This window comes from Gemmata obscuriglobus (genome assembly GCF_008065095.1).
In the GTDB taxonomy this organism is placed as follows: Bacteria; Planctomycetota; Planctomycetia; order Gemmatales; family Gemmataceae; genus Gemmata; species Gemmata obscuriglobus.
In genome coordinates this window covers 4360843-4384263 of the sequence record NZ_CP042911.1, presented here as the reverse complement: position 1 = coordinate 4384263, position 23421 = coordinate 4360843, and the positions used below count along the sequence as shown (strand labels likewise).

Sequence of the window (23421 nt, the reverse complement as noted above, 5' to 3'; positions counted from 1 at the left end):
TGTGGCGGTGGTGGGTGGCCTCCGAAGTGGGGCGACACGGCGCCCGGGGTCGGTGCTGCTCCGCTCGGCCGCGGTGGTGGGCGGGCTTCCGCGGAACCGCGACGCTCGGTGTGCGCCCCCGAACCGCGGTGGTGAGCGAGCCGAACCCGGCGCTGCACCTGACACCGCCATGTAGTTTGGATGGCATCGCTCATCGTGTGATGGCGGTGCAGGTGAGCTGTTCGTTCGGCCACCGGAGGGCGCAGGGCGTGCAGTCGCTGGAAGAGGTCGAGACATGGCTCGGGCGACCGCTGCCGGAGCCGTACCGTTCCTTCCTAGCGGGCACCGCCGTGTCGTTCCTCGCGGCCAATGGGCGGACGCTGGTGTACGGTCGCACCGCCGTGATGGAGCGGAATGACACCCACGAGTCGCGGGCGTACTGCCCAGGGCACCTGATGATCGGCGACAACAGCGGCGGGGTCGCGCTCGTGCTGTCGCTCGCGGACGGGCAGGTCCACAGCGTCGGCATGGGGGCAATGACGCCGGACTGCTTTGAGCCAGTAGCCCAGAGCTTTGCGGCGTGGCAGGCCGCGGGTTTCCTGTGCGCGGAGTAAAGGCACGCCGAACCCGGCGCTGCACCTGACACCGCCATGTAGCTTGGATGGCATCGCTCCCTTGGCAGGGGGCGGTGCAGGTGAGCTTTATGTTCGGCCGCAGGAGGCGCACTGTGACCGAAGCGGAGTGGTTGTCCGCGGATGACATTTGGCCGATGAAGAACTACCTGTGGGAGACCGGGAAATACTCGTCTCGCAAGTACCGCTTGGCTGGGTGTGGCATCTACCGGTTGATTCGCAGCGGCACCTTCAGCGACCAAGAATCTCGGCTTCTCGATCTCGCGGAAGCCTTCGCCGACGATCCGAGCTTCGCCGTTCAGGTGCGTGCGTACGCCGACAAGGCCGATGAAATCCCAGGCACGTTCCCGTTCGAGGTCTGCTGGCCACCCGATCATGGCAGGTACGGCTCGGAAACTGTCGCAAGGGTGGTTTCGTTCATGCAAGACCGACTCGCGGATCAATGGTGGGAGTTACACCCCACCCAAGACGATGATGAGGACGAGGCGCAAACTGAGGCGGGACGGTGTTACCGGAGGCAAGCCAACGCGGTCGGGGCAACTATCCTCCGCGAAGTTCTGGGCAACCCATTCCACCCCGTCGACCTCGATCCCGAATGGCGCACACAGAAGGTGTTGGCGTTCGCTCGGCAGATGTACGAGTCGCGTGAGTTCTGCACCATGCCGATTCTCGCTGACGCGCTTCAAGACGCGGGCTGTGACTCCGACGACATCCTCGACCACTGCCGCGGCCCCGGCCCGCACGTTCGCGGCTGCTGGGTGGTGGACTTGGTACTCGGCAAGGAGTAGCATCGAGCCGAACCCGGCGCTGCACCTGACACCGCCCGCTGACTTGGAACGCACCGCTCATCTGGTGGTGGCGGTGCAGGTGAGCTGTTCGTTCGGCGACGGAGGGGGGATAGAGGTGGACCCAGAACGGCTGCCACACTGGTTGCGGGTGGCCTTTGCCGTGCGGTGCGCCCGCCGCGTTCAGCCGCTGTTCGCCGAGGCGTGGCCGGATGCCGCCCCAACCCGAGTCGCAGCTGTCGACCGGGCCATCGCGCTGGCCGAGCAGTCCGCGGCCGAGCGGCAGGCGTGCGGCGGGCTGCGGGCGGCGTACATTGATGCCCTTGCGGCGGCCGGTCGGGCGCTGATCCCGTACCACTACCCGGTGCCGCTGGAGCCCGACGAGGCGGAGCACGACCCCGGCCCGGCCGGCCCCGAGGCGGCGCTGGTCGCGTCGTTCGCCGCGAAGGTGGCGGAGCACGCGGCGAAGGCGGCGGAAGCCGCGGCGGGTGAGTCGGCACGGCCGGCCCGGGAGGCGCTCGGGTTCGCCCTGGATGCGATCGGAGCCGCCGGCCGTCCCGGGTTGGTGAAGGTGCTAGAGGCCGACTTCGAGGCCGCCGTTGGGTCGGCCCCGCGTCGACGCTGGTGGCGGTTCTGGTGAGTGCCGCAGGCGCCGAACCCGGCGCTGCACCTGACACCGCCGTCTGACTTGGAACGCACTGCTGCTCGGGACGCCGCGGTGCAGGTGAGCTTTATGTTCGGCGTCTTCTGAGGGCATTCCCATGCGCACATCCGGTCTGCTTTCCGTAACCTCGCTCTGCCTGCTGGCGATCGGGGGCCGTGCGGACGAGCCCGCCACAGCGCGAGGCTACTACGAGCGCGCTCTTGCCCACGAGCAGAACAGGCGCTACACCGAAGCCATTACCGATTACTCAAAGGCCATCGAACTCGACCCCCAGTTCGTGGAAGCCTACTTCAGCCGCAGTTCGCTCTACGCCGGCCATCCCGCTCTCGACAAGCGAGAGTATGCGAAGGCGGTGGCCGACTTGACGAAGATCCTGGTGATCGATCCCAAGGGCTTCAGTGCTCGGTTCAATCGCGCCCTCGCCTATGAGTCCCTGCGCGAGTACGACAAGGCCATCGCTGACTACACCAAGGTGATCGAAGGCGGCACCGATTTCTCCAGGAACGGAGACGGCAAAGACAAGTGTCTGGCGCACACACATCATTACCGGGGCCGCGCCTACCAGTGGTACAAGCAGGACAGCATTAAGGCCGTGGCCGATTACACCGAGGCTCTGCGGCTCGACCCGGAGATGGAAATGGTGCATTACCGGCGGGGCCAAGCGCGCCACGCGCTGAAAGACTTTGCCAATGCCCAGGCCGACTTCGCGAAGGCGCTGACGCGTGATCCCGACTATCCCAACCTCCTCAACAGTTGGGCGTGGCAGCTGGCAACGTGCCCCGACCCCAAGTTCCGCGACGGCAGGAAGGCGTTGGAATACGCCAGTAAGTCGAATGAGAAATCCGGAGGAAAGCGACCGGAGTGCCTTGATACGGTGGCGGCCGCCTACGCGGAGGCTGGTCAGTTCGATGAGGCAATCAAGTCGCAAAAGAAAGCGATCGAGTTGCTCGGCCCCAAGGCGGATGAACAACGGAAGGCCATGCAGGCGCGATTGAAACTCTACGAGGCTGGTAGGCCCTTCCGCACAGAATAACTGTGGGACACGCCGAACCCGGCACTGCACCTGACACCGCCGGCTGATTCGGGACGCATCGCTGCTCGGGATGTGGCGGTGCAGGTGAGCTGTTCGTTCGGCACCAAAGGCACCCGGAGGTGCTCGTGGCGGTCGTCACTATCGCTGAGGCGGCGGGTATGTCGCTGTCGCTGTCGCCCGACCCAGACCTGCCGGGCGTACTGGTGGCGTGGCTCCGCGGAACGGCGTTCGAGGCCGCCGTGTCCGTTGATCCCGACGCCGAGCCCGCCTTCCCTGGGATGGGACAGCTCGGCGACTTCCTCATATCGGCGGCGGGTGTCGCCGCCGGCCGCGAGCGGCAGTGGACGGCGAGCGGGGAGGACTTTACCCTACGGGCCGAGGCCGGGGACGACGGCCGGGTGCTGCTCGGCGTGTACATGGGCTCGACCTCCGACGACGCCTGCTGCTGGCAAACGGACGCCACGCTGAGCGTCGTGCGGGCGGAGTTGCGGCGTGCCGGGGCGGCGCTGGCTGAGTGGAGCCAAGCAGAGTCCTAACCCGGCGTAACGTTGACCGGCGGTGTCGCTTGCCTCATTTGGCGGCTCTGCTGACGGGGCGCGGCCGATTCAGTCCCGAGCAAGGCGAGCCGAACCCGGCGCTGCACCTGACACCGCCATCTGATTCGGAACGCACCGCTCATCCGGTGATGGCGGTGCAGGTGAGCTGTATGTTCGGCAACAGAGGGCGCTGATGGCAGCGGATGAGGTGGTCCCGCACATCGGCATCCGGTCGCTCGCCGGCATGGTGCGGCTGGGCATGACCCGCGCGGAAGTACAACCCCTGCTCGACCAGGATCGCGACATCCGGGTGGATTTCCGCGGTGATCCACCGGTGGTGGCGTTCGTCGAATCGCCCAAGCACTGGGGATCGTTCGAGGGCATCGACCTGTTCGAGGCCGGGGCCGACGAGGTCATCGCCGAGATCGCCGAGCGGCTCGGGTTGGCGCCAGAAGTGTACCGGCCAGGGCGGCACTCGTACTACTTCCCCGATCTGCGCATGGGCCTGTGGCGGAGTTGCGTGTCGGACGAGGACGGCGACCAGGGCTTCACGTTCGACAGCGTGAGCGTCCACGCGCCGGGGTACTACGATCCCACGGGACTGGCGTTCATCCGGCATCAGGGCGGGCTGCCTCCGGAGCAGAGGCACGCCGAACCCGACGCTGCACCTGACACCGCCATCTAATTTGTGACGCACTGCTCATCCGGTGATGGCGGTGCAGGTGAGCTATTTGTTCGGCCACAGAGGAGTCCACCGGATGGCGGAACCGCAGCCGGACAACTGGCTCACCCGAGTCCGCCAGCGAGCGGAGTCGGCGGCAACTCGCCCAGTTGACTGGTGGCCGGACGCGGAGTACGTCCCGTACCTGGAGGCCGAGCAGCAGCTGTACGCGTGGGTGCTCGTCAAGATCGGCGGTGTTGAGCCGGACGAGGCTCACCGCCGAAGCGTGGCACGGTTTCACTACGAGCCGATGGACAAGCGCGGGCTGATGACGCACGCGGGAGCGTGGCGGATCGCGATGGCCGACCTGTTCGGCAACCACACCCGGCAACCGGAGGAGTTCGGGTTGGCTGCCGAGTACGAGGCCGAGGTGCGGCGGCTGTTTCACCGCGACGTGTAGGTGGCCGAGGCCGAACCCGGCGCTGCACCGGACCCGGCCACGTCGTCTGTTTCCCGTTGCTCCCTGCGCGTCTCTGCCGCACACTGGCGTCGCGGCCGGGCCGGTGAGCTTCATCGTTCGGCAAGCAGAGGTAGAGCGATGACGAAGCACGTTAGCTCGGGCTTCTTGGTCGCGCGGCTGCTCCTTGCCGCCATGATGGCCGCGGCGATCGGGTGGCCGCTCGTCGTAGCCTTCGCCTTCGCAAGTATGACGGGTGTGTCCCCGAGCGGCAGCGCCCAGTGGTGGGCTGCCGCTCTTGAGCGGTTCTTCTTCTCGTCCGAGTCAGTGGTTGTGTGGCTGCTGTCCGCTCTGCTGCTGGCGTGCGCCGGGATCGGTGCCCGCGACCTCGCGGTGCTCCTCTACCGCATCGGCGGTGGACTCACAACCGCCCTCACCCGCTCGCCATGTACCCCCGACCCGGTCCCGCCGACGAAGGGACCGGTCGGTTAACCACATGCAGCGCCCAAGAGGCCGAACCCGGCGCTGCACCTGACCGCGTCAAATGCGTCGTTTCCTGACCGTTTCGCTCACCCCGCGGCAGGTGAGCTATTTGTTCGGCCACCGGAGGGCGCAGGGCGTGCAGTCGCTGGAAGAGGTCGAGACATGGCTCGGGCGACCGCTGCCGGAGCCGTACCGTTCCTTCCTAGCGGGCACCGCCGTGTCGTTCCTCGCGGCCAATGGGCGGACGCTGGTGTACGGTCGCACCGCCGTGATGGAGCGGAATGACACCCACGAGTCGCGGGCGTACTGCCCAGGGCACCTGATGATCGGCGACAACAGCGGCGGGGTCGCGCTCGTGCTGTCGCTCGCGGACGGGCAGGTCCACAGCGTCGGCATGGGGGCAATGACGCCGGACTGCTTTGAGCCAGTAGCCCAGAGCTTTGCGGCGTGGCAGGCCGCGGGTTTCCTGTGCGCGGAGTAAAGGCACGCCGAACCCGGCGCTGCACCTGACACCGCCATGTAGCTTGGATGGCATCGCTCCCTTGGCAGGGGGCGGTGCAGGTGAGCTTTATGTTCGGCACCCAGAGGGCTTCCGTGGTGGGGCTGGTGGATTGGCACGCTCTGGCCCAGAAACTCGGCACTCTTCGTGATGGTGGCGAAAGTGGCGGCTCGGACTTGGGCCGTCAAGCGCTGGAGTTGATCGTCGGTGTTGATTCCCTTCGATCCGCCGTGGACTATTACGTCGCGGGCGCACCGGGCAGCGAGTTGGCCCGCTCAGTGCTTGCCCTCTTAAAGCCGTTATCAGCGATGGAGCGGTGCCTGGAGATTGCTCGCAGTGAGGCGGACGCAGAGTCCCGAAGATCAGCCGTCGAGCTGCTTCGGATGGTTGCCGACGGAAGAGGGATCGCTTGGGCGGCTGAATTCCTCGGCGATGAAGATGAGGGCGTGCAGGTGTGGGGTGCAGGGATCGTTGACCAACTGCTCTGGTCCGGCCTCGCAGACCCCGAAGATTGCGGTCAAATTCTGGAAGCAATGGCGACGCATCCCAACGTCGGAGTCCAGCGACAGGCGGCGTTCGTGCGCTCTTTCCTAGCTTCTAGGCAAAAGGCAGCCGAACCCGGCGCTGCACCTGACACCGCCATCTGATTCGGGACGCATTGCTCATCCGGAGATGGCGGTGCAGGTGAGCTGTATGTTCGGCGGCAAAGGCGGGTCGTCGAGGAGGCGGACCAAAGGACGTGAGATGAGCTTTTTTGCTCGCACCCGCGCACAAATTTTCCTTGGCCTCCTGGCGCAGCTTCGGCCGGAGTGGCTGATCGTCTTGGTCATGTACTACCTCTTTGTCGGGGGCGGCCTCTGGATCGTTTTCGACGGCCGATTACGAGCCGATCTGGTCAGACCGATCGTTAACGGGATCACCGCTCCAGTTGTCCTGCTGAGTACAGTCTGGTATGTCCGGTACTTGGTCTCCTGCCTGTCGCAGTGCCGGCTCTGCCTGCGAAAGGACGAGGTCATCATTCGAGGTTTAACGCCAGGTGGCTTGGCCGGTCGCTTCATCGAGCAACGATACCACACAGACAAGTTGAGGGCCGTCGCCGTCGGCGAACTGCAAAACGGTTCGGGACAACTCCTCGCGCGAGCTGACGGCTTCAGCATGGTAGGGTTCATCAAGAAGGGGCGGATGCACGTCACCGACAGGAACGGTCGGCAGGTGACCTTCTGCCTCGTGCATGTAGCGTTCGACCAAGGTGCGCTGCTCTCGTTCGTGAACGAGCTCAGCAGGCGTGGCGTTACCGTTCAAATGGCCGTTTAACTCGACGGGCCGCGCCAAGCACCGGTTGTCGAGCCGAACCCGGCGCTGCACCTGACACCGCCGGCTGATTTGCGACGCATCGCCCCTCACACCCCGTTCCCGCTGGCGAACACGCCGGCGGGCGCCCCGCCCACCGCGCTCGCGTCCCGCTCGTCGGGCACGCCGATCCCGGCCGCGTCCCCGCCCCCGCTGTGCTCCGCCAGCCAGCAGCACAGCGCAACAGCCATCACGATGTCGTCGTGCTGGCTCTGCTCGGCCCCGAAGGTCACGTTCTTCGACTTCGTCACGTGCTCGCGGAACGCCTGCAGTTCCTTCTCGAACCGCCCGATCAGCGGCAGCGCCCCGCGGGTGTTCGGGGCCTGCCACTTGAGCAGCTCGTTCTCCAGCAGCACGACCAGCGTCGAGACCAGTTCCTTCTTTGGCACGTGCCAGGAGCGGTCCTTGGTCTCGTCGGGCGTGCTGATCGAGTGGCCCGCGGTGATGCACACGGGGTGCAACCGGGCCTTCACCTTGGCCGCCATGACCTGCTCGATCACCGCCATGCCGACGCCGGTGTAGTCCGCCGCGAGCGTCGTCCACGTCAGCGCCGGCTGCTCGTACAGCGCCTTCACGTCGCCGATCACGGACCGCTCGCCGGGCCGGGTCGCGGTGTACCGCGTGCCCAGGTCCCAGCTCTGCAGCCACCGGACCGAGTAGCTGAACCGCCGCTTCGCCACGGGGCGGTCGAGCTTGCGGCGCCCGACCGTGGCCAGGACGCTGAAGTCCGCGGCCTTGCCGAGGTCGAGCCCGCTGAACAGCTTCTCGGGGTTCACTCCCACAGCCCGCCCCTCGGAACCACGTCGTAATCGTGCCGGCCGTCGTCGCGGCCCCACGGGTCCGCCCGCCGGTCCGGGTCGGACGTGGGCGGGTTCGGGTTCACGACCGCGCCGCCAGCTGCTTCGCCAGGGCATCGGTCTTCGCGGCCTGGCCCTGCTGGTACGGCATCCAGGTGCAGTACGGCCCGCCGCCAGGAGGCACGCTGCTCGCGGAGAGCAGCGGCACCGACGTGGGCGGGTTCGGCACCGGGTTACCGCTCGCGTCGAAGATCGCGAGGTTCACCACCGTGTCGCTCCACACGTGGGCGACGAGCGCCGGCAGCGGCTGATCGCTCGGGGCGCGGTCCGCCGGGAAGAACCACACCACCCGCCCCACGGTGGGCGTAATGACGGACGGGGGCGTGAAGGTGCTCGGGGGCGACACCACGTTGTCGAGGCGCGAGCGCACGAACAGGCACGCGGCGCCCTTCAGAACGGCCAGGAGAATCGCTTTCACGTTCGGCACGGTCGGGGCCCTCGGCGGACGGAGCGGAGGTGCGGGCGCCCGCACCAGACGAGCCCAGTGTGCGGGAGGGGGTTGCCCGGATGGAATGGTGTGGTGCGATGGGCCAACTACTGCCGAGCACTGGAATCAGCCACCTGGCCTGACTTTTATCGCCCTAGAGGGGCAATGCCATATTTTATGAGATTATAATGAGTAGATGGATTTCATAAATAAAATCACCTCGCGTGCGTAACAATGGGTAGTGGTTGGCGGCAACAGAGACCCGCCAACTCGGTTCGATTATCTGACTTCGATCTAGCATCGAAGTCAATGTTTAGGAGGAGAGCTATGCCGTTCTGGGGCGCAGTCCATCAGGCTCGCGAGATCATTGAGGCGGAGCGGAAGCGGGGTGGCGACGAAGCCGCCGATCAGGCCGCCCACAGTGTTCTCGGGTCACAGCTCGGTGCGATGGGTGGCATGATGGCCGGAGCAGCGGCCGGTTCCGTTGTTCCGGTTGTCGGAACGGTCGTCGGGGGTGTGGTCGGTGCCATCATCGGCCTCGTCAGTGGCAGTGAGGACAAATGCCTGCTCGACAATGTAAAGACCGCTTCCGGTCTCTACAACACGAAGTAAATACTTCGGCCGACATTCATTACGCCCCCAGGTCGAACAGGGGCTCGATCCCTTCGGACCGGGCCCCGTGGATCACCGCCTGACTGAACACCGCGTCGATCGAGTCGAGGAACCGGAGGAAGTACTCCTGCTGGAACCACCGCTCGCCCAGCTCGGCCCGCTCGTCCTCCAGGAACTCGGGCGTGATCCGCGGGATCTGGCTCGCCGGCACCGCGGTCCGCTGCCACGGCTCGTGCAGCTTCGACCGCCGCTTCAACCCTTCGGCGCTGTCGTCCCAGATGTCGAAGAACCAGCCCTGGTTCCCGAACGGCGTCGATAGCGTGAGCAACTGGCCCTTCGACACCGCGAGCATCGGGCGGACGCTCTTGTACAGTTCGTCGCTGACCCGGCTCCCCTCGTCGATCACGACCAGCCGCGGCGCGCTGAACCCGACCACGCCCTCCTGCGAATCGGGCAGGCTGATGACCCGCGACCCGTTCGCCAGCTCGAGGCTCGTCTTCGTGTCCGCGAGCTCGGCCACCGGGCTCCCCAGCGCGCGGTAGAAGTCGCGCACCTTGCGGAGCATTTCCATGCTCTGCCGCATCGTGGGGCAGAACACGAGGCAGTCGGCCCGCGGGTACAGGAGCGCCTCCCGCACGACGCGGGCCGCGGTCGCGGTGCTCTTACCCGCCTGGCGGGAACAGAGGAGCGACTCCCGCTTCCCCGGGCTCGTCAGGAACCGGGCCTGCCACGGGTCCGGCCGCCACCCCATCGCCGTGAACGGGAGCGTCGGGTCCGCCCGCAGCCGCTCCAGCGTCTCCCGCGACCCGCACCGCATCCGCGCCGCCGCTTGCGCCCGCAGCTTCGCCACCTGCGCCCGGAGGCTCGCGATGCTCGCCATGCGCCTGCCCCGCCAGTTGCGCCTTGAGGCCCTCGATCTGCTCCTGCAGGTCCGCCACCATCTGCCAGTTGGCGAGCTTGTCCAGGGCCACCGTCGCGGCCCGCACCTGCACCGCCGGCGGCGCGGGCGGCCCCAGGTTCCGCTTGATCGTCGCCACCGCGTTCCGCCCGATCTCCTGCAGGTCCGTGCCCACCGCGGTGAACGCCTGATCCGTAACTATCTTGCGAACATACGATAATCTTTGTTTGAACGCCGGGTCCTTGAGCCACTTGAACAGGCTGGCCTCGGACACCTTGGCCTGCTCGGCGGCCCCTTTGACCGTGGACGACCCGAGCAGGGCCACGATGGCGAGTTCCTGCCGGGCGCTCAGTTTGTCCTCGCCCGTGCCCGCCACCGGAGGCTCCAGAATCCTCTTGTTTCCGCTACTGATGATGCCGCCCCGGGTTGCCCGGATGAAAGCCGCGGGAAGGCGGGGTTTCGATTCACGCGCGAAGTGCGAGCCGGGGGCGGGGAGGCCCCTATAAGGGATATTTTGAGTGGTAAGAAATTACTCTCTTAAGACCCCTTATAGGGCCTCTGGACTCACGCACGTGGCGCGCGAAACGAGAGGTGCGGGGGCATGAAACGAACGCGAGCCGGCGCACCGCTGGGGTGCCCGGCTCTGCGGGTGAACGAGATGTGGTGCGGATCAAATCCCTCCGAGCAACTCCGGCGAAGGATCGACTCCGACGTACGGGCCGGGTCCCATCATGCTTTCCGGCAGCGGCCCGGGCCACGCGAACCCGGCCATGAAGTGCAGACGCGTGAGCACCGCCCAGGTGGAGTGGGCGAACCGCCGAACGAACTTGTCACGCGCGAAGCCCTCCTCCATCCGATCCGGCTCCGATGCCTCGATCGGGGCGGCCGCCGTGCCCGCCCGGTCGAGGCGCTGAGTCAACGGCGGCCGGAGTTCGCCACGCAACCGCCAGCCGTCGTCGCTCTCGATGCTCAGCACCAGCCCCGGCAGTTCCAGCAGTTCGACCCGCTGGAGCGGACAACTCCCAAGGATCTTCTCGCCCGCGAGCTCCCACTGCTTGGCGCGGACCCGCACCCACGTGAGGCACCCGCGCTCGTAACCGGCCGCGGTCGTCCGGGCCCGCCCCGATCGCCGCCGCTCCCGACGCTCGGCCGGGGTCTCGTTCGCCACCTTGGGCGGGATCGTCGCCACGTGGATCCGGTCCGGGGCCGCGGTCTCGTTGTCCCAGGCCCATTCGGTGGCGTTCCAGCCCCACCCGAGTACGTGCTGCAACTGCACCGCGATGACCTCGGGCGCCGCCTCGGCTTGGTCCCTCAGGGCGTCGAAGAACATCCCGTCCTCGACCACCTCCTGGCCGCGGAACCGGGCCAGCGTGAGCCCGGCCCACAGGAACCGCCCGTGCAGCCGGTCGAACGCCCCCGGCTGCTCGCGGAGCCAGTCCGCGTACGCGGCCCGCGCGGTGTCGTCCGCGGGGCTCTCGAGGATCGCGCTGAGGAACCCGGCCCGCTCGCTCATAGCTGCAGCTCGAACTTGAAGGTCTCGGCACTCATGGCGGTCCGCAGCATCTCTGTGATCAACCCCAGCTGACCGGGCTGGATCACGAACGTGACCGGCTTCTTCGCGCCGCTCGGGGTGACGGTGACCTGCACGCCCTGCGGGATCTTCTCGATCTTGATCATCATGCCGCGTTCCTCACCAGGAGCACTTCCTCATTCGCCGCCGCATTGGTTTGCTTCCGCCCGGTGAACCGGTGCCAGGTCCACAGCGGTTCCGGGTACAGTTCGCGAATCAGCGGGTGGTCATAGTACCGCACCACGATTCGACACGTCTTGAAGCCGGCGAGCTCCTTCGCGAGCCGCCGCTGATCCGATTCGCCGAAGCCGAACTTGTACGCGTCGCCCACCTTCGGGAACGGCGGGTCGAGGTACAGCGCGTGCCCCGCCAGATCCTTGACCGCGGCGAGGAACTGGAACACGTCCAGCCGCACGAAGGTGCAGGCCCGCATGATCGCGGACCACTCGACGAGTCCGGCCGTTGCATTGCGGAACCGGGTCGCGGAATCCCCGCCGCCGGCGTCCCAGCGAACGCTGAAGGAGCTCGTGAACTCGTTCCGAGTGCCCGCGCAGCCGTTGCGAGACATCCACGCGCACACGAAGTAGTCACAGGCCCAATCAAGGTCCACGCTGTTCCCGATCAAGCCGCCCTCACCGAACCAACCGTCGTCGAAGGCCCCCTCCCGTTCGGCGCACCGCTGCTGAGCCGCTTTGAGGACATCGGGGTGGTACGGCAGTCCGTCAAGCCGCTCGACCAACTCGGCGCGGAGGCAAGGGTTCGCGACCACGGCCGCGAGGTTCAGCACGTGGGGGTGCAAGTCCCCCACTACCACCGTGGGCGCCTGAATGTGCAGCAGCTCGCTCATGCCGCCGGCGAACGGCACCCCGACCCAGCGGCACCCGGCCAGGGCCGCCCCCACGTTCTCCGCGAGGGTGCGGTTGCTGCCGAACCACGGTGCGAGTGCGGTGACCTTGCTCATTCGTCCCCCGTTTCCGTCCGCGACCACAGGATCAGGCCGACGTGCACCGGGCCGCCGTGTGGGGCTTGCACCGTGGCCCGGAAGTGCTGCATCCGGCCGTCGGCGGCCGCGACCTCGCGCCAGTTGGGGAGCGCGGCGTCGAGCCCGGCCCGGACGTCCCGCAGCACCGCGGCCCGGGGCTGGTTGCAATTGATCGTCGGCAGGACCAGGCCCAGCGCCGCGATCAGGTCGTTCAGGCTCATGCCGCGGCCCCCACGTTCCAGTCGCCCAGGTACACCACGTGCCGGACCGGCCCGCGGCCCCAGGCGCCCACCAGTTCGGCCAGCCCCACCCGGCACACGCCCGCCGCCCCGAGGTCGACCGGCGTGGCCGGCTCGACGACGCGCAGGATCAGGGTCATGCGGCACCCGCCTTCCGCTTGCCCTTCGGCTTCGGGGCCGCGGCGGCCGCGGGGGCGCCCTTCGCGCCCTCCCAGTCCACCAGCGCGTCGCCGGCCTGGTAGACCACGTCGGGCGGCACCCCGAGCTCCTTGAGCGCGGTGTACCGGTTGGCGGCCCCGTTCGGCCGGGCCGCGCCCCCGTCCCCGCGCTTCAGCCGCTCCACGACCGCGTCGAGGTCCGCGACGGTGTTCACGCCCTTGGTCGCGAGGTGGGCGGCGGCCTGCTCCGGGAAGTTCGGGACGCCGTCCCAGGTAGTGAGTGCGACCGGTGCGGGCGCCGGCACCCCGCCCCCGGCCGACTTCTTCTTGTCCTTCTTCTTGGAGGCCTTCGCGGCCTTCTTCTCGGCCGCGGCGTCCTGGGTGAGCGTCTTGCGGTCGATGCCGAACGCGGCGAAGAACGCCCGCTCCTCTTTGCTGACGTTGTCCCGGGCGTACTCGCTCGCCCAGCTCATGGTGCGGTAAGTGGCGGCCAGTTCGGCGACCAGGGCGATCAGGTCCCGGGGCTCGGCGAGCGTGAACGCGAGTGCGGAGACCGCCTCGCGGTGCGCGTGCGGGTCTTTGAGCGGGAGGCCCCGGCGCTTCGCCACCACCCGGCACACCTCGGAGCCGCCGAAGCTCGCGACCGTCGCGGCCACCTGCTGGAGGAGCGGGACCCCGCCCTGGAACACCGGGAAGCCCGGCGGGAGCTTTTCCTTGACCTGGGCCGCGACGAGCCCGTTCGCGACCGCGGCCGCGGCCCGGCCGAGTTCGGCCTTCTTCTTCCGCTCCCGCTGCTCCTTCAGCCACTTGTCGTTCGACCCGGACGTGCCCGGCCGCTCGCCGATCTTGTATTTCGCCTTCAGCACCGTGTCGGCGAGGTCCTCCTTGACCAGCTCGAACGGCTTCCCGGTCTTCGGCCCGACCGCGATCGCCACCTGGTCGTCGGCCACGTGCCCCTTGAGGAGCGCCCCGTACGTGCGCTTCTCCTTGTCCTGGTAGCAGGTCGCGGCCAGGTCGACGTACCCGGACCGGTAGGCGAGGGAGTCGTCGCCGTACCGGTTGAACAGCTTCTCGGCGTCCTTCTTCGGGAGGATCGTCTTGCCGCTCGCCTTCGCCGCCTCGACCACCCGCGTGTTCCACACCTCTTCCTTGGCCCGGTAGCACTCCGGGTCCAGGCACATGTCGGCCCGCACCTTGGCTTCCACCGCGTCCGGGTCGTTGCCCGCCCGCTTCGGGCACGCGTCGCAGCTGCCGACGCCCTCCAGCAGGTCGAGGGCCTGGCGCGGGAACGGGGCCGACTTCAGCTCCCGCTGGAAGTCAGACGCGAGCAGGTCCTTGAGCTCCCGGTAGGTGAGCGGTCCGTCGTAATCCCAATCGTCCGCCTCGGTCGGGTCCTCGCCGCGGTCAAAGTGGTCGGCGATAAGCGCGTCCACCTCGTCGTCGGGGTGGTGCCATCCCAGGATGGCGCACGCGGCGGCCCGCTTCCGGCTCGGCTCGCTGTGCAGCCCGGCCACGAGCACCGCGGACGCTGGCTTCAGCTTCCCGGCATCGATGGCGGCCAGCGCCCACTCTGGCAGCCGGGCGAGCTTCAGCACGCCCCGCACGTGGGCGATCTCGTTCTTGCGGCCGAGGAACTCCGCGAGCTGCTCGACCGTTCGCCCGACCGCCAGGGCCGTGTACCCGGCGACCAGCTCGCTCGTCCGCAGGTCCCGCGACTGCTCGCGGCTCACCAGCATCACCGCCCGCACCGCCTCGTCGGTCATGGGCCGCACGATCACCGGGATCTCGTTCGGCCGGGGGGCCATCCCGATATCCCCGCCCGCCTGATGAATGAGCGCCAGCGCCCGGAACCGCCGCTCGCCGTCGGCCAGCTCGTAGGCGGGCTCGCCGAGGTAGATCCAGGAGTACCCGTTCCACTCCGGGGCCGGCCCGCCGGCCCGGCCCACGGGCCGCACCAGCAGCGGCTCCTTCAGCCCGAGCGCCCGGATCGAGTCCGCCAGGGACGCGAGGTCCGCCGGGTCGAAGTGCCGCCGCACGTTGAACGGGCACGGCGCGACGGCCGCGAGCGGCACGTCCTCGACGATCTCCGGCCCGAACGTCGCCGGCGGCCCGACCGGGGGGCGCTCGGGTGCGGGCGCCCGCACCTCGGGGGCCGGCGCGGCAGCGGGGTTCGTCTTCTTGGCCATGACCGGCTCCTGCGTTCCGTTCGGGGTTCAATCGGGGATGGTGCGGACCGCCACGTCGCCGCCCGGCGTGGGGTACGCGACGAAGCGCGTCGGCCGGCCCCCGGGCCGGCGCACCAGGATCACGTAGTCGGGGCAGATGACTTGCGGCCCCCACCGCTCGAGCTCGCGCCGGATGAACCGGCGGGCGTACTCGTCGGCGGCGTGCCGGGGCGTTTCCGCCTCCAGCACCATCGCGTCGTCGCGGTCCTCGTGCTGCTCGTGCACCTTGAAGGTCGTCATCGCGGCCCTTTCTTCTTCTTGCGGCGGCGCGGGCGGCGGTTCGGGTCGCGGCCCTCCTCGAGCAGGAACCAGTCCCCGCCGCGGTCCATCAGCACCAGGGCAGCGGGTCGGGACCAGCCGGTGCCGTGGACCCGCCACCGCTCGTGGGGGCCGGCCCGGTACCACAGGACCCAGAGCCCGAACAGGGAGTCGGAGTCGGACACGGCGCGGGCTCCGGGGCGTCCGGCAGGAACCGCTGGCAGGCGATGCACGAGGAGATCAGGCAGCTCCCGGTGTCCAGCCCGCACAGCACGCACGGCCGGGTGAAGCACTTCCAGCACGAGCCGTGCTCGTCGCGGGTGCGCTTGCACTGCGGGCACGGGGTGCCGTCGATCGGGGTGTTGCGCGGGGCGACCATCAGAGGGACCCTCCGGGCCGCGTGGCCCGTTCGAGCAGCGCGGCCTGCCCCGCCGCGAGCGCCGCCTCGGCCTCGCGGGTGCAGGTCGCCAGGTTGCGGAACTCGATCGCGTCCCGCCCGTGCCGGGCCACCACCGCCGCGAACCCGTCCCCCGCCGACCAGTCCCCGGGCACCGACTTCAGCGCCGGCCGCCCCAGGTCGTCCGACTCCCAGCCCACCTCGGTTTGCCCGGTCGGCTGGTTGTCCCGGTCCAGCACCGGACGGCGCCAGAAGTTCTTCAGCCGGATGTGGCTCAGCTCGTGGTCCAGGGTCGCCACCCGCTGCCCGTACCGGAGGTCGTTCCAGGCGCCCGCGTCGATCAGGAGCTCGGCGTCGTGGGCCTTGGTCACCCGGTCCTTGAGGGACACGATCTTGATGCACGCGAGCACCGGGTACCCGCCGTGCTTCAGCGCCGGCCCCTTGTCGTTGGCCGCGAACAGGCACGCCACCTTCACCCCCGCGTCCCGCAGGTCCTGGTGCCACGAGCCCATCACCTCGGCCAGCAGCGCGCACACCTCGTCGTCGGCGATCGTGTAGGTCGTCGGCATGGGTCCGGGTCCGTGGGGCGGGCGTTTCTCGGATTGTTCGGATAGTTCGGCGGGGTCCGGAACTCACCCGGCCTCGCTCTCCAGCTCCGGACCGGCCCGATCAATCCGAACAATCCGAGAAACGTCGGGCGAGGTGAACACCTGCGGGCTGACCTCGTACACCGGCGTCGGGGGCCGGCCCGCGGTCCGCTCGGCCGGGGGCGGCACCACCCGGATCGCGTTGTGCGCGTCCAGCAGCTGGAGCGGGGCGTTCAGGTCCTCGGGCTTGCGGAACATCGGGTTGCGCCGGAGGCTGTCGAACAGCTCGGCCCGCTTGAACGTGGGCTGCCGGCGGTCGCGGAGCCACAGCAGGATCCGCTTGGCCCCGTCGAGCCGCGGGTCGCCGCCGCACGAGCGGTGCACCCGCCGGGCGTGCGCCCCGAAGTAGAACACCATCTCGGCCGCGGCCGTCACCCACTGCGCCTCGATGCACGCCGGCGGGTCCGCGGCGTCCGAGCCGGCCAGGGCGAGCAGCTGGAGCACCAGCGCGAGCCGGGCCGCCGAGCCCTCGAACTTGCCGTACGCGGACCGCATCCACGGCGGGAAGTCCGGGTCCGACATGGTGGCGGCCAGCCGGTCGGTGTACGCCCGCCACGCCTCGCGGCCCGCGTCGGACAGCGGCAGCACGTGCGCCCGGGGCCGCTTCTTGCCGAGGCCGGCCGGCTCCATCGTCATGCACCACAGGTTCTTCAGCACCTGCCCCCACTGACTCGACAGGGCGAACGGCACCTCGTAGAACCGCTCCCCGCGGGGCGGCAGCGCGGCCGGGTACGCCCACAGGATGCGCTCGGCCAGCCCGTCCCGGCGGTCGAAGAACTCGCGCACCACGTCCGGCTGGGTGGCCCCGACCATCGTGAGCGACGGGCGGGACACGTGGATCGCGGCCCCGCCCTTGCGGTGCACCGTGATCGGCTCCGAGTCGTACACCTCCAGGAAGAACGACCGGTCCGACCCGACCCCCTTCGCCTTGTACTGGTTCTGGGCGAGGAGCCAGCCCACGAGTTCGGGCTTGTACAGGAGCAGCCCGCGGGGCTGGCGCTGGAGCATCTCGCCGAGCTTCTCGACGGTCACGTCCGAGACGAACAGCTCCCCCTCGCCCTCCTTGTACATCTCGGGCAGCTCGTCCCCGTACTCGTCCCGGATCTTCTCCACCCGGTCCGCCTGCTCCTTCTGCATCGGGCGGATCACGTGCTTGATGGGCGGGGACTTCTTGGCGCTCGGGTCCCCCACCAGCGCGCAGAACAGCCCGGCTCCCTGGAAGAAATCGGCCTTCACCTTGGCGACGTACGAGGCCCCGATCGCGGCCGACGCGGCCGCCAGGGTGGCGAGCGCCGGGTAGTCGACCGGGCAGTACACCGACTCGGCCACCGCGCACACGTGCTCGGCGACGGCCGCCGGGAACGCGTGCAGCGGGAACGCCGGGGCCTCGTCGATCGGCGACTCGAGCGGGACGAAGTGCTCCCACTCCGCCGGGGCCGCCGGCTTGACGGTCGCGGTCGGGGCCGCCGGGGCCTCGCGCTTCGGCCGCCCGAACCCCTGCTGCGCGATCGCGGCGCTGGCCTTCGTGAAGTCGCCGCCGTGGTGCAGCTTCGCGAACGCGCCGAACTTGTCGTAGCACCGCCCCGCGTCGAGCCCCGGGATCGAGCCCGAGAACACGTACAGCGCGGGCGAGCCGTCGCGGGCGCGGTAGTGCCCGACGGTCACCGAGATCCCGGCCCGCTTGCCCGGGCGGGTGAACCGCATCACCCCGTTGGCCTGCCCCGCCGGCGTGAACCCGGCCGGCTCCAGCACGTCCCGGTACCAGTCCGCGTCCCGGTTAAAGTCCTTCCCTTCGAGGAACGCCTCGCGGGCGCCCTGGTCGGTCCACTCCGGGCTGTTCGGCCGGCACATCTCGGCGATCAGCCAGTCGGGCATCGGGGCCACCGGGCACGCGGCCAGGTCCCGCCCCTCGACCCACTCGTAAAAGCTCCCGCTCGGGTGCAAGCTGGGCGGCATCACGCACTGCCCGCCGGTGCTCTGAAACCGCACCGCCTCGGACCCGCCGAGCTGCACCACGCGGGTCACCGGCGGGGCCGGCAGGTCCGCCGGGACCGCGTACAGCAGCCGGTGCCCCTTGCCCGTCCGGAACAGCACGGTCCGCTCGACCGCGTCGCCGGCGAGCTCCTTGACCAGCTGCTCGCCGGCCTTCGTGTCCACGTCGATGGCGACGACCCCGGACTCCGGGCCGAGCGCCACCCCGACGTTCGCCTCGGGCCACGCCGCCCACCACGTGCCCACCTGGGCCGGGTCCGCGGACGCCTCCTTCTGCCACGCCTTGAGCCGCGGGTGCTTCCCCTGGCTGCCGCACTCCGGGTTCCCGCACGAGCACCCGATTGCTCCGTCGGTGCGGCGCTCGTCGGCGACGCAGGCGTGCAGCGGCACCACCCGCCAGCCGCGGCCGGCGTAGTCGAGGGCGGCGGCGAGGAGCGGGTTCTCGGCGTGCGACACGGCGGGCCTCGGCACGGAAGTCAGGTGGGCAAAACGCGGGACGCGGTCAGAAGAGCGGGCGGTCGGCGCCCAGGTCGTCGCCCTCGTCGCCGTCGTCCAGGTCGAGGTGGTGCCTCGGCCCGCCGCTCACGTCGATCGCGCTCGCCGCGGGCAGCTGTTTCGGCAGCTCCCACGGGCGCACCGGCTCGTGCTCGTTGGCGGCCGCCACGGCCCGGGCCGCGGCCTCGTCCACGAACGAGATCGCGTACACGCTCGACCCGTGGAACAGCTTGGTCGTGAACCCGTCCGCCGCCGGGATGTCGAGCCGGCCCATCTTGGTGCCGAACATCTCCACCTCGGACAGGCGGCCCGCGAGCCGCACGTGCCCCTTCAGCTCGACGACCGCCCACTGCTCCGGCGCGGTGGTGGTGGTGGTTTCGTTGCTCATGCCCGTCGTGCCTCCCGATCGAACGCGGCCCGCGCCGCCGTGACCTCGAACCAGAACTTCGCCGCCGCTTCCAGGATCCACTGCTGGCGGTCCGGGTCGGGCGGGACCGGCACCACCGCCAGCCACTCCGCCGGGCGCGGGGGGCGATCATTCACCGGTTTGTTCGACCACTTATTCCACCGGAGAGCGTTGCCCGGAGTGAACCGCTTCCCGGGGTTGAAGCTCGCGAAGTCGCACCGGGCGAGGCCGCACACGAACATCTGCCACTGGCACTGCACCTCGAAGTGCTCCGGGACGATCCCGTTCAGCGCCAGGTCGTGCGTCTCCCAGCCCGGGCACTTCAGCTCGAGGATCCACTCCTCCAGCTGGCTCGGGATCCGGGCCCCGTTCCCGCACAGCCCGTCGAGGCTGACCCGCGCCCACGGCAGGTCGGGGCGCTCGACGCACACCGGCGGGGCGTTGCACCGGCAGCGGTCCATGTACGCGGCCCGGGCGTGCGGCTCGAGCACCGTGCCCCGGTACATGGCCCCGTTCTGCGGCCGCTCGATCCCGTGGACCTTCGCGTTGAACACCGCCTCGCGGGTCGCGTCCTCGTACGGCGAGATGCCCAGGATCGCGGCGATGTCGCTGCCGCCCAGCCCCTCCCGGCGCCACGCGAGCCACTCGGCGGAGCCCTGGCTGAGGTTGAGCCGCTTCATTGCGGGCGCTCCTCGGGCGCGTTGATCGACTCGATGACGCCGCACCGGTGCAGCGTGTCGACCAACTGGGCGGCCCCGGAGAACCGGCCCACGTCCTCGCACACCCGGGCCACGAACGACCGGCAGCGGGCGACGAGCGCGGGGGCTTCCAGGTCGACGGTGCCCGCCGCGCCCACCGGCCCGAGCCGCAGGGAGCCGCAGCGGGGGCACCAGAACACCGCCTCGACCACGGTCTGCATCGTGTGCGCGCAGGTCGGACAGCTCACAGCGCCACCGCCTCTCTGGCGGCCTTATTCGCCGCCCGCTTCGCGGCCCGGGACTTCTTCTCCGCGACCCGCACCTCGAGCTCGGTGCGGAGCCGGGTGCGGAGCGACAGCGCCAGCTCGGGCAGCACCAGGCCGGGGGTGCCGTAGATCCCGCACGCCGCCGCGATCTCCTCGCCCTTGCCCTCGGCCCGGTCGCGGATCTCCGGCCACGACAGGTCGAGCTGGTGCATGAGCGCGAGCAGCTCCGCGACATCGGCCCCCGGAGCGGGCGGCGCGGTGAACCGGCGGCCGAACGCCGGGGCGGGTTTCGGGGCAGGGTCAGTCGTTAGGGTCGTGGGTTTGGCCACTGCCGTCGTCGAGTTCAGCGGGGCGTTCGGGGTGGCCGCCGTCGTAGTAGGCGTCCTCGTCGCCCCCGTGGTAGGGTCCGAGCGATCCTCACCCTCCACGTCGTCGGTCGCGGCCGGCAGGGGTGCGGGCGCCGGCACCGGCCCGGGAGGGGGCGGCGGGGGCGGGCTCGCCGGCGGCGGCGGGGGCGGGGCGTCGGGCTGGTTCCCGAGCCACGCGGCGTACAGCGCGACGTGCTCCGCGGACACGCTGGCGAAGTCCGGCTTCGCTTCGAGGTGGGTGGTGCCGAACGACTTGTCGATCCAGCTCAGCGCGTTGCGCCACGTCTTGCCCTTGCGGGTCAGCAGCGCCGAGAACTCCTCCTTCGACCACTTCCGGGCGGTCACGCCCCGGGCCTTGGCCTTGCGGTACTCGGCGTCGAACGCCCGGTACAGCGCCACCGCGTTCGGCGCGCTGGTGACCTCGTCGGGCAGCCCGTACCGGTTCCCGGCCACGATCGCCGCGGACGGCTGGACCCGCAGGTACCGCTCCTCCTTGTACGCCTTATCGTCCTTGTTCACCTGCACCCGCAGCCCGTAGAACCCGATCACGTCGGCCCACTTGTGGGTCAGCCCCCAGAGCCGCTCGTACCCCTCCGGCTTCCACTGCTCGTAGTCCTTGCCGGTCGGGTTGTTGAACTGCTTGGCCTTCGAGTGGTACAGCAGCACCACCGCCATCCGGCGCCGCACCCGCACCTGGTCGAGCAGGTTCAGGAAGCCGGCCCAGACCGGGGCGCACCGCCGCTCGCCGCGGCCGAACGAGTTGAACTCGCCCCAGTTGCCGAGGAACTCGGTGTCCGTGTCGCACACGTGCTGGGCGAGCAGGTTCTCGGCCCCGTTACCCGTGTCGACCAGCAGCGTGCGGTAGTCGTGCGGCTCGTTGATGACGGCCCGCACGGCGTCGGTCAGGTCGTCCCACTTCAGGAACCCGGTCGGGTTCTCCTCGGACGACGGGAGGTGCGCGGTCGGCCCCACCTGGCCCGATTCGATGAGGGTGAGCAGCCCGGTCTCACCGGCGGTCATCAGGAACAGCGGGTTCTCCCACTGCGCGCCGAAGCTGGTTTTGCCCGCCTTCTCGGGGGCGTACATGACGAACCGGGGCGGCAGGTTCGGCGCGGTCGTGGTGACGGACGAGAGGATACCCATGACAGGGCCTCGGGACGTGGAAACGAACTCACACACCACAGTCGCGGGGGCAGGAGTCGAACCTGCGACCTGCGGGTTATGAGCCCGCCGAGCTGCCACTGCTCCACCCCGCGAAACCGAGCGGATGCGCCCCGCCCGGCCGAACCGGTCACGTCTTCGCCTGAACCTGTGCGACCTTGGCGAGCACCAGGTCGAGGCCGGTGGTGTCGCCGGTGACCGCGGCCCGGAGCGTCTCGCTCAGCAGGAACGCGCTCACCCGGGCCTGCTTCGCCAGCAGCAGGCACTGCGGGCACCGGCACGCCTCGAGCGCGGCCGTCTTGGCGTGCATCACGTTCGCGCTCACGGCCACCAGCGCCAGGAACGCCGGCTCGGCGGTCGAGCGGTCCGGAGGGTGCGGGGTGCCCTCGGGCTTGGGCGCGTCGGCGTTCGGCATCACCATGAGGCTCTCCGTCGAGGGTTGAAGGGGAACGCGGGTCAGGCGGACGCGAGCTGCGCGTCGTCCGGGGCGGGGACGAACGGGATGGCCTCGGTCTCGGAGACCAGATCGCCCTCGGTCGGGTCGAACACGTAGCCGCCGGCGCGTGAGCGGCACGTACGGGCCGTCGTACCGCGACTCGGCGTCCGGCTCCCACACCCGCAGCCGGGGCAGGTCCAGGGCGACCCGGGCCGCCTGGAGCTCCTCCGCCCGGTACCGGCGGCGCTCGTCGGCCGGGCGGTGGGGCGGTGGGGCGGCGGGGGCGAGGATCTCCGCCCGCTGCTCCGGGGTGCATTGCGAGAGGATCGCGCGCCCCACGTCCACGAGGTCGCCCTCGGCCAGGGGGTGCGTGTCGGACGAGTCGGTGTACAGTTGCACGAGGCGTGCTCCGGTGAGCGGCCGGTCCGTGCCGCGAGGTTCTTAGGAAAAGCTCCCGTTCTGCGCCCCGCAACGCTCCGTGCGGGCGGGTCGCACCGACCACGAGCAGGCAGCGCCAACCCGGCGCTTCGAGGTGCCGCGAATCAGGTGGCGGCATCACCCTCCCGACGCCCGCCGTCCCTAGCGGGAGAATCAGCACCCGGCGGGCGCGTGTCTCAGTTCTGGTTCGTTCCCCACAGGTGCTGCTGCACCTGGGCGGCCTGGGCTTCCAGTTCCCGGAGCCGCTTGTTCTGGTCGCGGAGCTGCCGGTGCGCCCGCTCCAGGTGCGGCACCAGGTCGCTCGCCCGGCGCTCGGCGCGGTGGTCGGACCACGCGGCCCAGACCCACAGCGCGAGCCGCACGTCGATCAGCGCGCCGCCGGCGATCGCCAGCACCAGCACGGCCACCAGCAGCGTGTTCACGACCGCGCCTCCTGCGCCCGCCCGGCCTCCCGCCGGGCCGTCTGCTCCGTCTCGATCCCGCGCACCGCCACCTGCAGCTCCCCCAGGAGCAGCCGGGCCTCGTCGAGCGTCAGCCACCCGATGCCCTGGCCGGTCGCCATCCGCGTCAGCCGGACGACCGCGCCCGGATTCCGGCTCGTTCGCCCGGGGACGCCGCGGTCCGCCCTCACCCGCCCGAGTGCCATGGCCGCGCTCCTTAGTGTTTCGTGTGTCAAACCGGGTCGGGGCCGCCGTCTGCGGGTGGAGGGTGCGGCGACCGACGCCGTGGAGCACCCGCAGTTGGCACCTCGCTCCCAGCTCGGGGCGCGTCCGTTCGCGCACCCCGGCCCGGTGTGTCTGGCCCGCCCGGGG

At 69.8% G+C, this 23421-nt stretch carries 33 protein-coding genes and 1 tRNA gene; 12 read left to right on the top strand and 22 right to left on the bottom strand.

Going from position 1 to position 23421, the window contains the following annotated elements; genetic code table 11:
• The first annotated feature begins 110 nt into the window (after positions 1 to 110).
• From GobsT_RS18195 to GobsT_RS18145, 11 genes are all read left to right on the top strand, one after another.
• On the top strand, positions 111 to 593 hold the full coding sequence (locus GobsT_RS18195; RefSeq protein ID WP_232068378.1) for an SMI1/KNR4 family protein: 483 nt from the start codon (positions 111 to 113) through the stop codon (positions 591 to 593).
• 89 nt (positions 594 to 682) lie between these two features.
• The gene (locus GobsT_RS37875; RefSeq protein ID WP_232068377.1) at positions 683 to 1399 is read left to right on the top strand and encodes a hypothetical protein; all 717 of its coding nucleotides are present in this window, start codon (positions 683 to 685) and stop codon (positions 1397 to 1399) included.
• 115 nt (positions 1400 to 1514) lie between these two features.
• Positions 1515 to 2036, top strand: a complete 522-nt coding sequence (locus tag GobsT_RS18185; RefSeq protein WP_010038098.1) for a hypothetical protein — start codon at positions 1515 to 1517, stop codon at positions 2034 to 2036.
• 121 nt (positions 2037 to 2157) lie between these two features.
• Entirely contained in the window at positions 2158 to 3093 is a 936-nt protein-coding gene (locus GobsT_RS18180) for a tetratricopeptide repeat protein (RefSeq protein ID WP_010038096.1), read from the top strand.
• A 125-nt stretch (positions 3094 to 3218) separates the two neighbouring features.
• Positions 3219 to 3629 (top strand): hypothetical protein, encoded by a 411-nt coding sequence (locus tag GobsT_RS18175; protein ID WP_010038094.1) that lies wholly within the window; start codon positions 3219 to 3221, stop codon positions 3627 to 3629.
• Positions 3630 to 3822: 193 nt separating this feature from the next.
• Positions 3823 to 4314 (top strand): hypothetical protein, encoded by a 492-nt coding sequence (locus GobsT_RS18170; RefSeq protein WP_010038090.1) that lies wholly within the window; start codon positions 3823 to 3825, stop codon positions 4312 to 4314.
• A gap of 73 nt (positions 4315 to 4387) precedes the next feature.
• Complete coding sequence (locus tag GobsT_RS18165; RefSeq protein WP_010038089.1) at positions 4388 to 4750, top strand: hypothetical protein; 363 nt, start codon at positions 4388 to 4390, stop codon at positions 4748 to 4750.
• Positions 4751 to 4888: 138 nt separating this feature from the next.
• Positions 4889 to 5239: a hypothetical protein gene (locus tag GobsT_RS18160; RefSeq protein WP_010038088.1), complete on the top strand. Its 351-nt coding sequence runs from the start codon at positions 4889 to 4891 to the stop codon at positions 5237 to 5239.
• A gap of 52 nt (positions 5240 to 5291) precedes the next feature.
• A complete protein-coding gene (locus tag GobsT_RS18155; protein ID WP_010038087.1) occupies positions 5292 to 5711 on the top strand; it encodes an SMI1/KNR4 family protein in 420 nt (139 codons plus the stop codon).
• An 80-nt stretch (positions 5712 to 5791) separates the two neighbouring features.
• On the top strand, positions 5792 to 6376 hold the full coding sequence (locus GobsT_RS18150) for a HEAT repeat domain-containing protein (RefSeq protein ID WP_148087787.1): 585 nt from the start codon (positions 5792 to 5794) through the stop codon (positions 6374 to 6376).
• A 97-nt stretch (positions 6377 to 6473) separates the two neighbouring features.
• Entirely contained in the window at positions 6474 to 7043 is a 570-nt protein-coding gene (locus GobsT_RS18145; RefSeq protein WP_010038084.1) for a hypothetical protein, read from the top strand.
• A gap of 86 nt (positions 7044 to 7129) precedes the next feature.
• On the opposite strand, the gene GobsT_RS18140 is transcribed toward GobsT_RS18145, so the two are convergent.
• The gene (locus GobsT_RS18140) at positions 7130 to 7861 is read right to left on the bottom strand and encodes a hypothetical protein (protein WP_010038081.1); all 732 of its coding nucleotides are present in this window, start codon (positions 7859 to 7861) and stop codon (positions 7130 to 7132) included.
• Positions 7862 to 7958: 97 nt separating this feature from the next.
• Positions 7959 to 8363 carry a hypothetical protein gene (locus GobsT_RS18135; RefSeq protein ID WP_010038075.1) on the bottom strand — a complete coding sequence of 135 codons (405 nt, stop codon included), beginning with the start codon at positions 8361 to 8363 and terminating at the stop codon, positions 7959 to 7961.
• A gap of 327 nt (positions 8364 to 8690) precedes the next feature.
• Here GobsT_RS18135 and GobsT_RS18130 point away from each other — a divergent pair, with 327 nt between their 5' ends.
• Positions 8691 to 8975 (top strand): hypothetical protein, encoded by a 285-nt coding sequence (locus tag GobsT_RS18130; RefSeq protein WP_010038073.1) that lies wholly within the window; start codon positions 8691 to 8693, stop codon positions 8973 to 8975.
• Positions 8976 to 8994: 19 nt separating this feature from the next.
• On the opposite strand, the gene GobsT_RS18125 is transcribed toward GobsT_RS18130, so the two are convergent.
• From GobsT_RS18125 to GobsT_RS18040, 20 genes are all read right to left on the bottom strand, one after another.
• Positions 8995 to 9726, bottom strand: coding sequence for a terminase large subunit domain-containing protein (locus GobsT_RS18125; protein ID WP_232068477.1), 732 nt, complete (start codon positions 9724 to 9726; stop codon positions 8995 to 8997).
• Complete coding sequence (locus tag GobsT_RS38830; RefSeq protein ID WP_010038067.1) at positions 9638 to 10249, bottom strand: coiled-coil domain-containing protein; 612 nt, start codon at positions 10247 to 10249, stop codon at positions 9638 to 9640. The genes GobsT_RS18125 and GobsT_RS38830 overlap by 89 nt, the downstream gene beginning before the upstream one ends.
• Positions 10250 to 10543: 294 nt before the next feature.
• Positions 10544 to 11386, bottom strand: a complete 843-nt coding sequence (locus tag GobsT_RS18115; RefSeq protein ID WP_010038063.1) for a TIGR02996 domain-containing protein — start codon at positions 11384 to 11386, stop codon at positions 10544 to 10546.
• Positions 11383 to 11553, bottom strand: coding sequence for a hypothetical protein (locus GobsT_RS37870; protein WP_157506636.1), 171 nt, complete (start codon positions 11551 to 11553; stop codon positions 11383 to 11385). Before GobsT_RS37870 ends, GobsT_RS18115 begins: the two co-directional genes overlap by 4 nt.
• Positions 11550 to 12404, bottom strand: a complete 855-nt coding sequence (locus tag GobsT_RS18110) for a DNA adenine methylase (protein ID WP_010038059.1) — start codon at positions 12402 to 12404, stop codon at positions 11550 to 11552. The genes GobsT_RS37870 and GobsT_RS18110 overlap by 4 nt, the downstream gene beginning before the upstream one ends.
• Positions 12401 to 12646 (bottom strand): hypothetical protein, encoded by a 246-nt coding sequence (locus GobsT_RS18105; RefSeq protein WP_010038058.1) that lies wholly within the window; start codon positions 12644 to 12646, stop codon positions 12401 to 12403. The genes GobsT_RS18110 and GobsT_RS18105 overlap by 4 nt, the downstream gene beginning before the upstream one ends.
• Positions 12643 to 12804, bottom strand: coding sequence for a hypothetical protein (locus GobsT_RS37865; RefSeq protein ID WP_010038056.1), 162 nt, complete (start codon positions 12802 to 12804; stop codon positions 12643 to 12645). The genes GobsT_RS18105 and GobsT_RS37865 overlap by 4 nt, the downstream gene beginning before the upstream one ends.
• Positions 12801 to 15008 (bottom strand): ParB/RepB/Spo0J family partition protein, encoded by a 2208-nt coding sequence (locus GobsT_RS18100; protein WP_010038053.1) that lies wholly within the window; start codon positions 15006 to 15008, stop codon positions 12801 to 12803. The genes GobsT_RS37865 and GobsT_RS18100 overlap by 4 nt, the downstream gene beginning before the upstream one ends.
• A gap of 27 nt (positions 15009 to 15035) precedes the next feature.
• Complete coding sequence (locus tag GobsT_RS18095) at positions 15036 to 15287, bottom strand: hypothetical protein (protein ID WP_010038048.1); 252 nt, start codon at positions 15285 to 15287, stop codon at positions 15036 to 15038.
• Positions 15284 to 15490 (bottom strand): hypothetical protein, encoded by a 207-nt coding sequence (locus tag GobsT_RS18090; protein WP_010038046.1) that lies wholly within the window; start codon positions 15488 to 15490, stop codon positions 15284 to 15286. The genes GobsT_RS18095 and GobsT_RS18090 overlap by 4 nt, the downstream gene beginning before the upstream one ends.
• A gap of 193 nt (positions 15491 to 15683) precedes the next feature.
• Positions 15684 to 16271, bottom strand: coding sequence for a putative metallopeptidase (locus GobsT_RS18085; protein ID WP_029600806.1), 588 nt, complete (start codon positions 16269 to 16271; stop codon positions 15684 to 15686).
• A gap of 63 nt (positions 16272 to 16334) precedes the next feature.
• Positions 16335 to 18797 (bottom strand): DUF3987 domain-containing protein, encoded by a 2463-nt coding sequence (locus GobsT_RS18080; RefSeq protein WP_148087786.1) that lies wholly within the window; start codon positions 18795 to 18797, stop codon positions 16335 to 16337.
• A gap of 46 nt (positions 18798 to 18843) precedes the next feature.
• On the bottom strand, positions 18844 to 19224 hold the full coding sequence (locus tag GobsT_RS18075) for a hypothetical protein (RefSeq protein WP_010046697.1): 381 nt from the start codon (positions 19222 to 19224) through the stop codon (positions 18844 to 18846).
• The gene (locus GobsT_RS18070; protein WP_010046695.1) at positions 19221 to 19922 is read right to left on the bottom strand and encodes a lambda-exonuclease family protein; all 702 of its coding nucleotides are present in this window, start codon (positions 19920 to 19922) and stop codon (positions 19221 to 19223) included. Before GobsT_RS18070 ends, GobsT_RS18075 begins: the two co-directional genes overlap by 4 nt.
• Positions 19919 to 20188: a hypothetical protein gene (locus GobsT_RS18065; RefSeq protein WP_238323595.1), complete on the bottom strand. Its 270-nt coding sequence runs from the start codon at positions 20186 to 20188 to the stop codon at positions 19919 to 19921. Before GobsT_RS18065 ends, GobsT_RS18070 begins: the two co-directional genes overlap by 4 nt.
• Positions 20185 to 21717 carry an AAA family ATPase gene (locus GobsT_RS18060; protein ID WP_010046690.1) on the bottom strand — a complete coding sequence of 511 codons (1533 nt, stop codon included), beginning with the start codon at positions 21715 to 21717 and terminating at the stop codon, positions 20185 to 20187. Before GobsT_RS18060 ends, GobsT_RS18065 begins: the two co-directional genes overlap by 4 nt.
• 41 nt (positions 21718 to 21758) lie before the next feature.
• Positions 21759 to 21830, bottom strand: a tRNA-Met gene (locus tag GobsT_RS18055).
• Positions 21831 to 21865: 35 nt separating this feature from the next.
• Positions 21866 to 22570 (bottom strand): hypothetical protein, encoded by a 705-nt coding sequence (locus tag GobsT_RS39730; RefSeq protein ID WP_232068373.1) that lies wholly within the window; start codon positions 22568 to 22570, stop codon positions 21866 to 21868.
• Positions 22571 to 22785: 215 nt separating this feature from the next.
• On the bottom strand, positions 22786 to 23031 hold the full coding sequence (locus GobsT_RS18045) for a hypothetical protein (protein ID WP_010046683.1): 246 nt from the start codon (positions 23029 to 23031) through the stop codon (positions 22786 to 22788).
• The gene (locus GobsT_RS18040) at positions 23028 to 23255 is read right to left on the bottom strand and encodes a hypothetical protein (protein WP_010046681.1); all 228 of its coding nucleotides are present in this window, start codon (positions 23253 to 23255) and stop codon (positions 23028 to 23030) included. The genes GobsT_RS18045 and GobsT_RS18040 overlap by 4 nt, the downstream gene beginning before the upstream one ends.
• Between the last annotated feature and the right edge of the window lie 166 nt (positions 23256 to 23421).

What these genes read in the sequence shown, in the direction of transcription:
- GobsT_RS37865 (WP_010038056.1), bottom strand. Translation starts at nt 12,804, where the DNA reads ATGACCCTGATCCTGCGCGTCGTCGAGCCGGCCACGCCGGTCGACCTC.
- GobsT_RS18105 (WP_010038058.1), bottom strand. Translation starts at nt 12,646, where the DNA reads ATGAGCCTGAACGACCTGATCGCGGCGCTGGGCCTGGTCCTGCCGACG.
- GobsT_RS18165 (WP_010038089.1), top strand. Translation starts at nt 4,388, where the DNA reads ATGGCGGAACCGCAGCCGGACAACTGGCTCACCCGAGTCCGCCAGCGA.
- GobsT_RS18145 (WP_010038084.1), top strand. Translation starts at nt 6,474, where the DNA reads ATGAGCTTTTTTGCTCGCACCCGCGCACAAATTTTCCTTGGCCTCCTG.
- GobsT_RS18110 (WP_010038059.1), bottom strand. Translation starts at nt 12,404, where the DNA reads ATGAGCAAGGTCACCGCACTCGCACCGTGGTTCGGCAGCAACCGCACC.
- GobsT_RS18155 (WP_010038087.1), top strand. Translation starts at nt 5,292, where the DNA reads ATGCGTCGTTTCCTGACCGTTTCGCTCACCCCGCGGCAGGTGAGCTAT.
- GobsT_RS18070 (WP_010046695.1), bottom strand. Translation starts at nt 19,922, where the DNA reads ATGAAGCGGCTCAACCTCAGCCAGGGCTCCGCCGAGTGGCTCGCGTGG.
- GobsT_RS18115 (WP_010038063.1), bottom strand. Translation starts at nt 11,386, where the DNA reads ATGAGCGAGCGGGCCGGGTTCCTCAGCGCGATCCTCGAGAGCCCCGCG.
- GobsT_RS37870 (WP_157506636.1), bottom strand. Translation starts at nt 11,553, where the DNA reads ATGATGATCAAGATCGAGAAGATCCCGCAGGGCGTGCAGGTCACCGTC.
- GobsT_RS18130 (WP_010038073.1), top strand. Translation starts at nt 8,691, where the DNA reads ATGCCGTTCTGGGGCGCAGTCCATCAGGCTCGCGAGATCATTGAGGCG.
- GobsT_RS18060 (WP_010046690.1), bottom strand. Translation starts at nt 21,717, where the DNA reads ATGGGTATCCTCTCGTCCGTCACCACGACCGCGCCGAACCTGCCGCCC.
- GobsT_RS18040 (WP_010046681.1), bottom strand. Translation starts at nt 23,255, where the DNA reads ATGGCACTCGGGCGGGTGAGGGCGGACCGCGGCGTCCCCGGGCGAACG.
- GobsT_RS18095 (WP_010038048.1), bottom strand. Translation starts at nt 15,287, where the DNA reads ATGACGACCTTCAAGGTGCACGAGCAGCACGAGGACCGCGACGACGCG.
- GobsT_RS18075 (WP_010046697.1), bottom strand. Translation starts at nt 19,224, where the DNA reads ATGAGCAACGAAACCACCACCACCACCGCGCCGGAGCAGTGGGCGGTC.
- GobsT_RS18100 (WP_010038053.1), bottom strand. Translation starts at nt 15,008, where the DNA reads ATGGCCAAGAAGACGAACCCCGCTGCCGCGCCGGCCCCCGAGGTGCGG.
- GobsT_RS18170 (WP_010038090.1), top strand. Translation starts at nt 3,823, where the DNA reads ATGGCAGCGGATGAGGTGGTCCCGCACATCGGCATCCGGTCGCTCGCC.
- GobsT_RS37875 (WP_232068377.1), top strand. Translation starts at nt 683, where the DNA reads ATGTTCGGCCGCAGGAGGCGCACTGTGACCGAAGCGGAGTGGTTGTCC.
- GobsT_RS18160 (WP_010038088.1), top strand. Translation starts at nt 4,889, where the DNA reads ATGACGAAGCACGTTAGCTCGGGCTTCTTGGTCGCGCGGCTGCTCCTT.
- GobsT_RS18125 (WP_232068477.1), bottom strand. Translation starts at nt 9,726, where the DNA reads ATGGGGTGGCGGCCGGACCCGTGGCAGGCCCGGTTCCTGACGAGCCCG.
- GobsT_RS18085 (WP_029600806.1), bottom strand. Translation starts at nt 16,271, where the DNA reads ATGCCGACGACCTACACGATCGCCGACGACGAGGTGTGCGCGCTGCTG.
- GobsT_RS18180 (WP_010038096.1), top strand. Translation starts at nt 2,158, where the DNA reads ATGCGCACATCCGGTCTGCTTTCCGTAACCTCGCTCTGCCTGCTGGCG.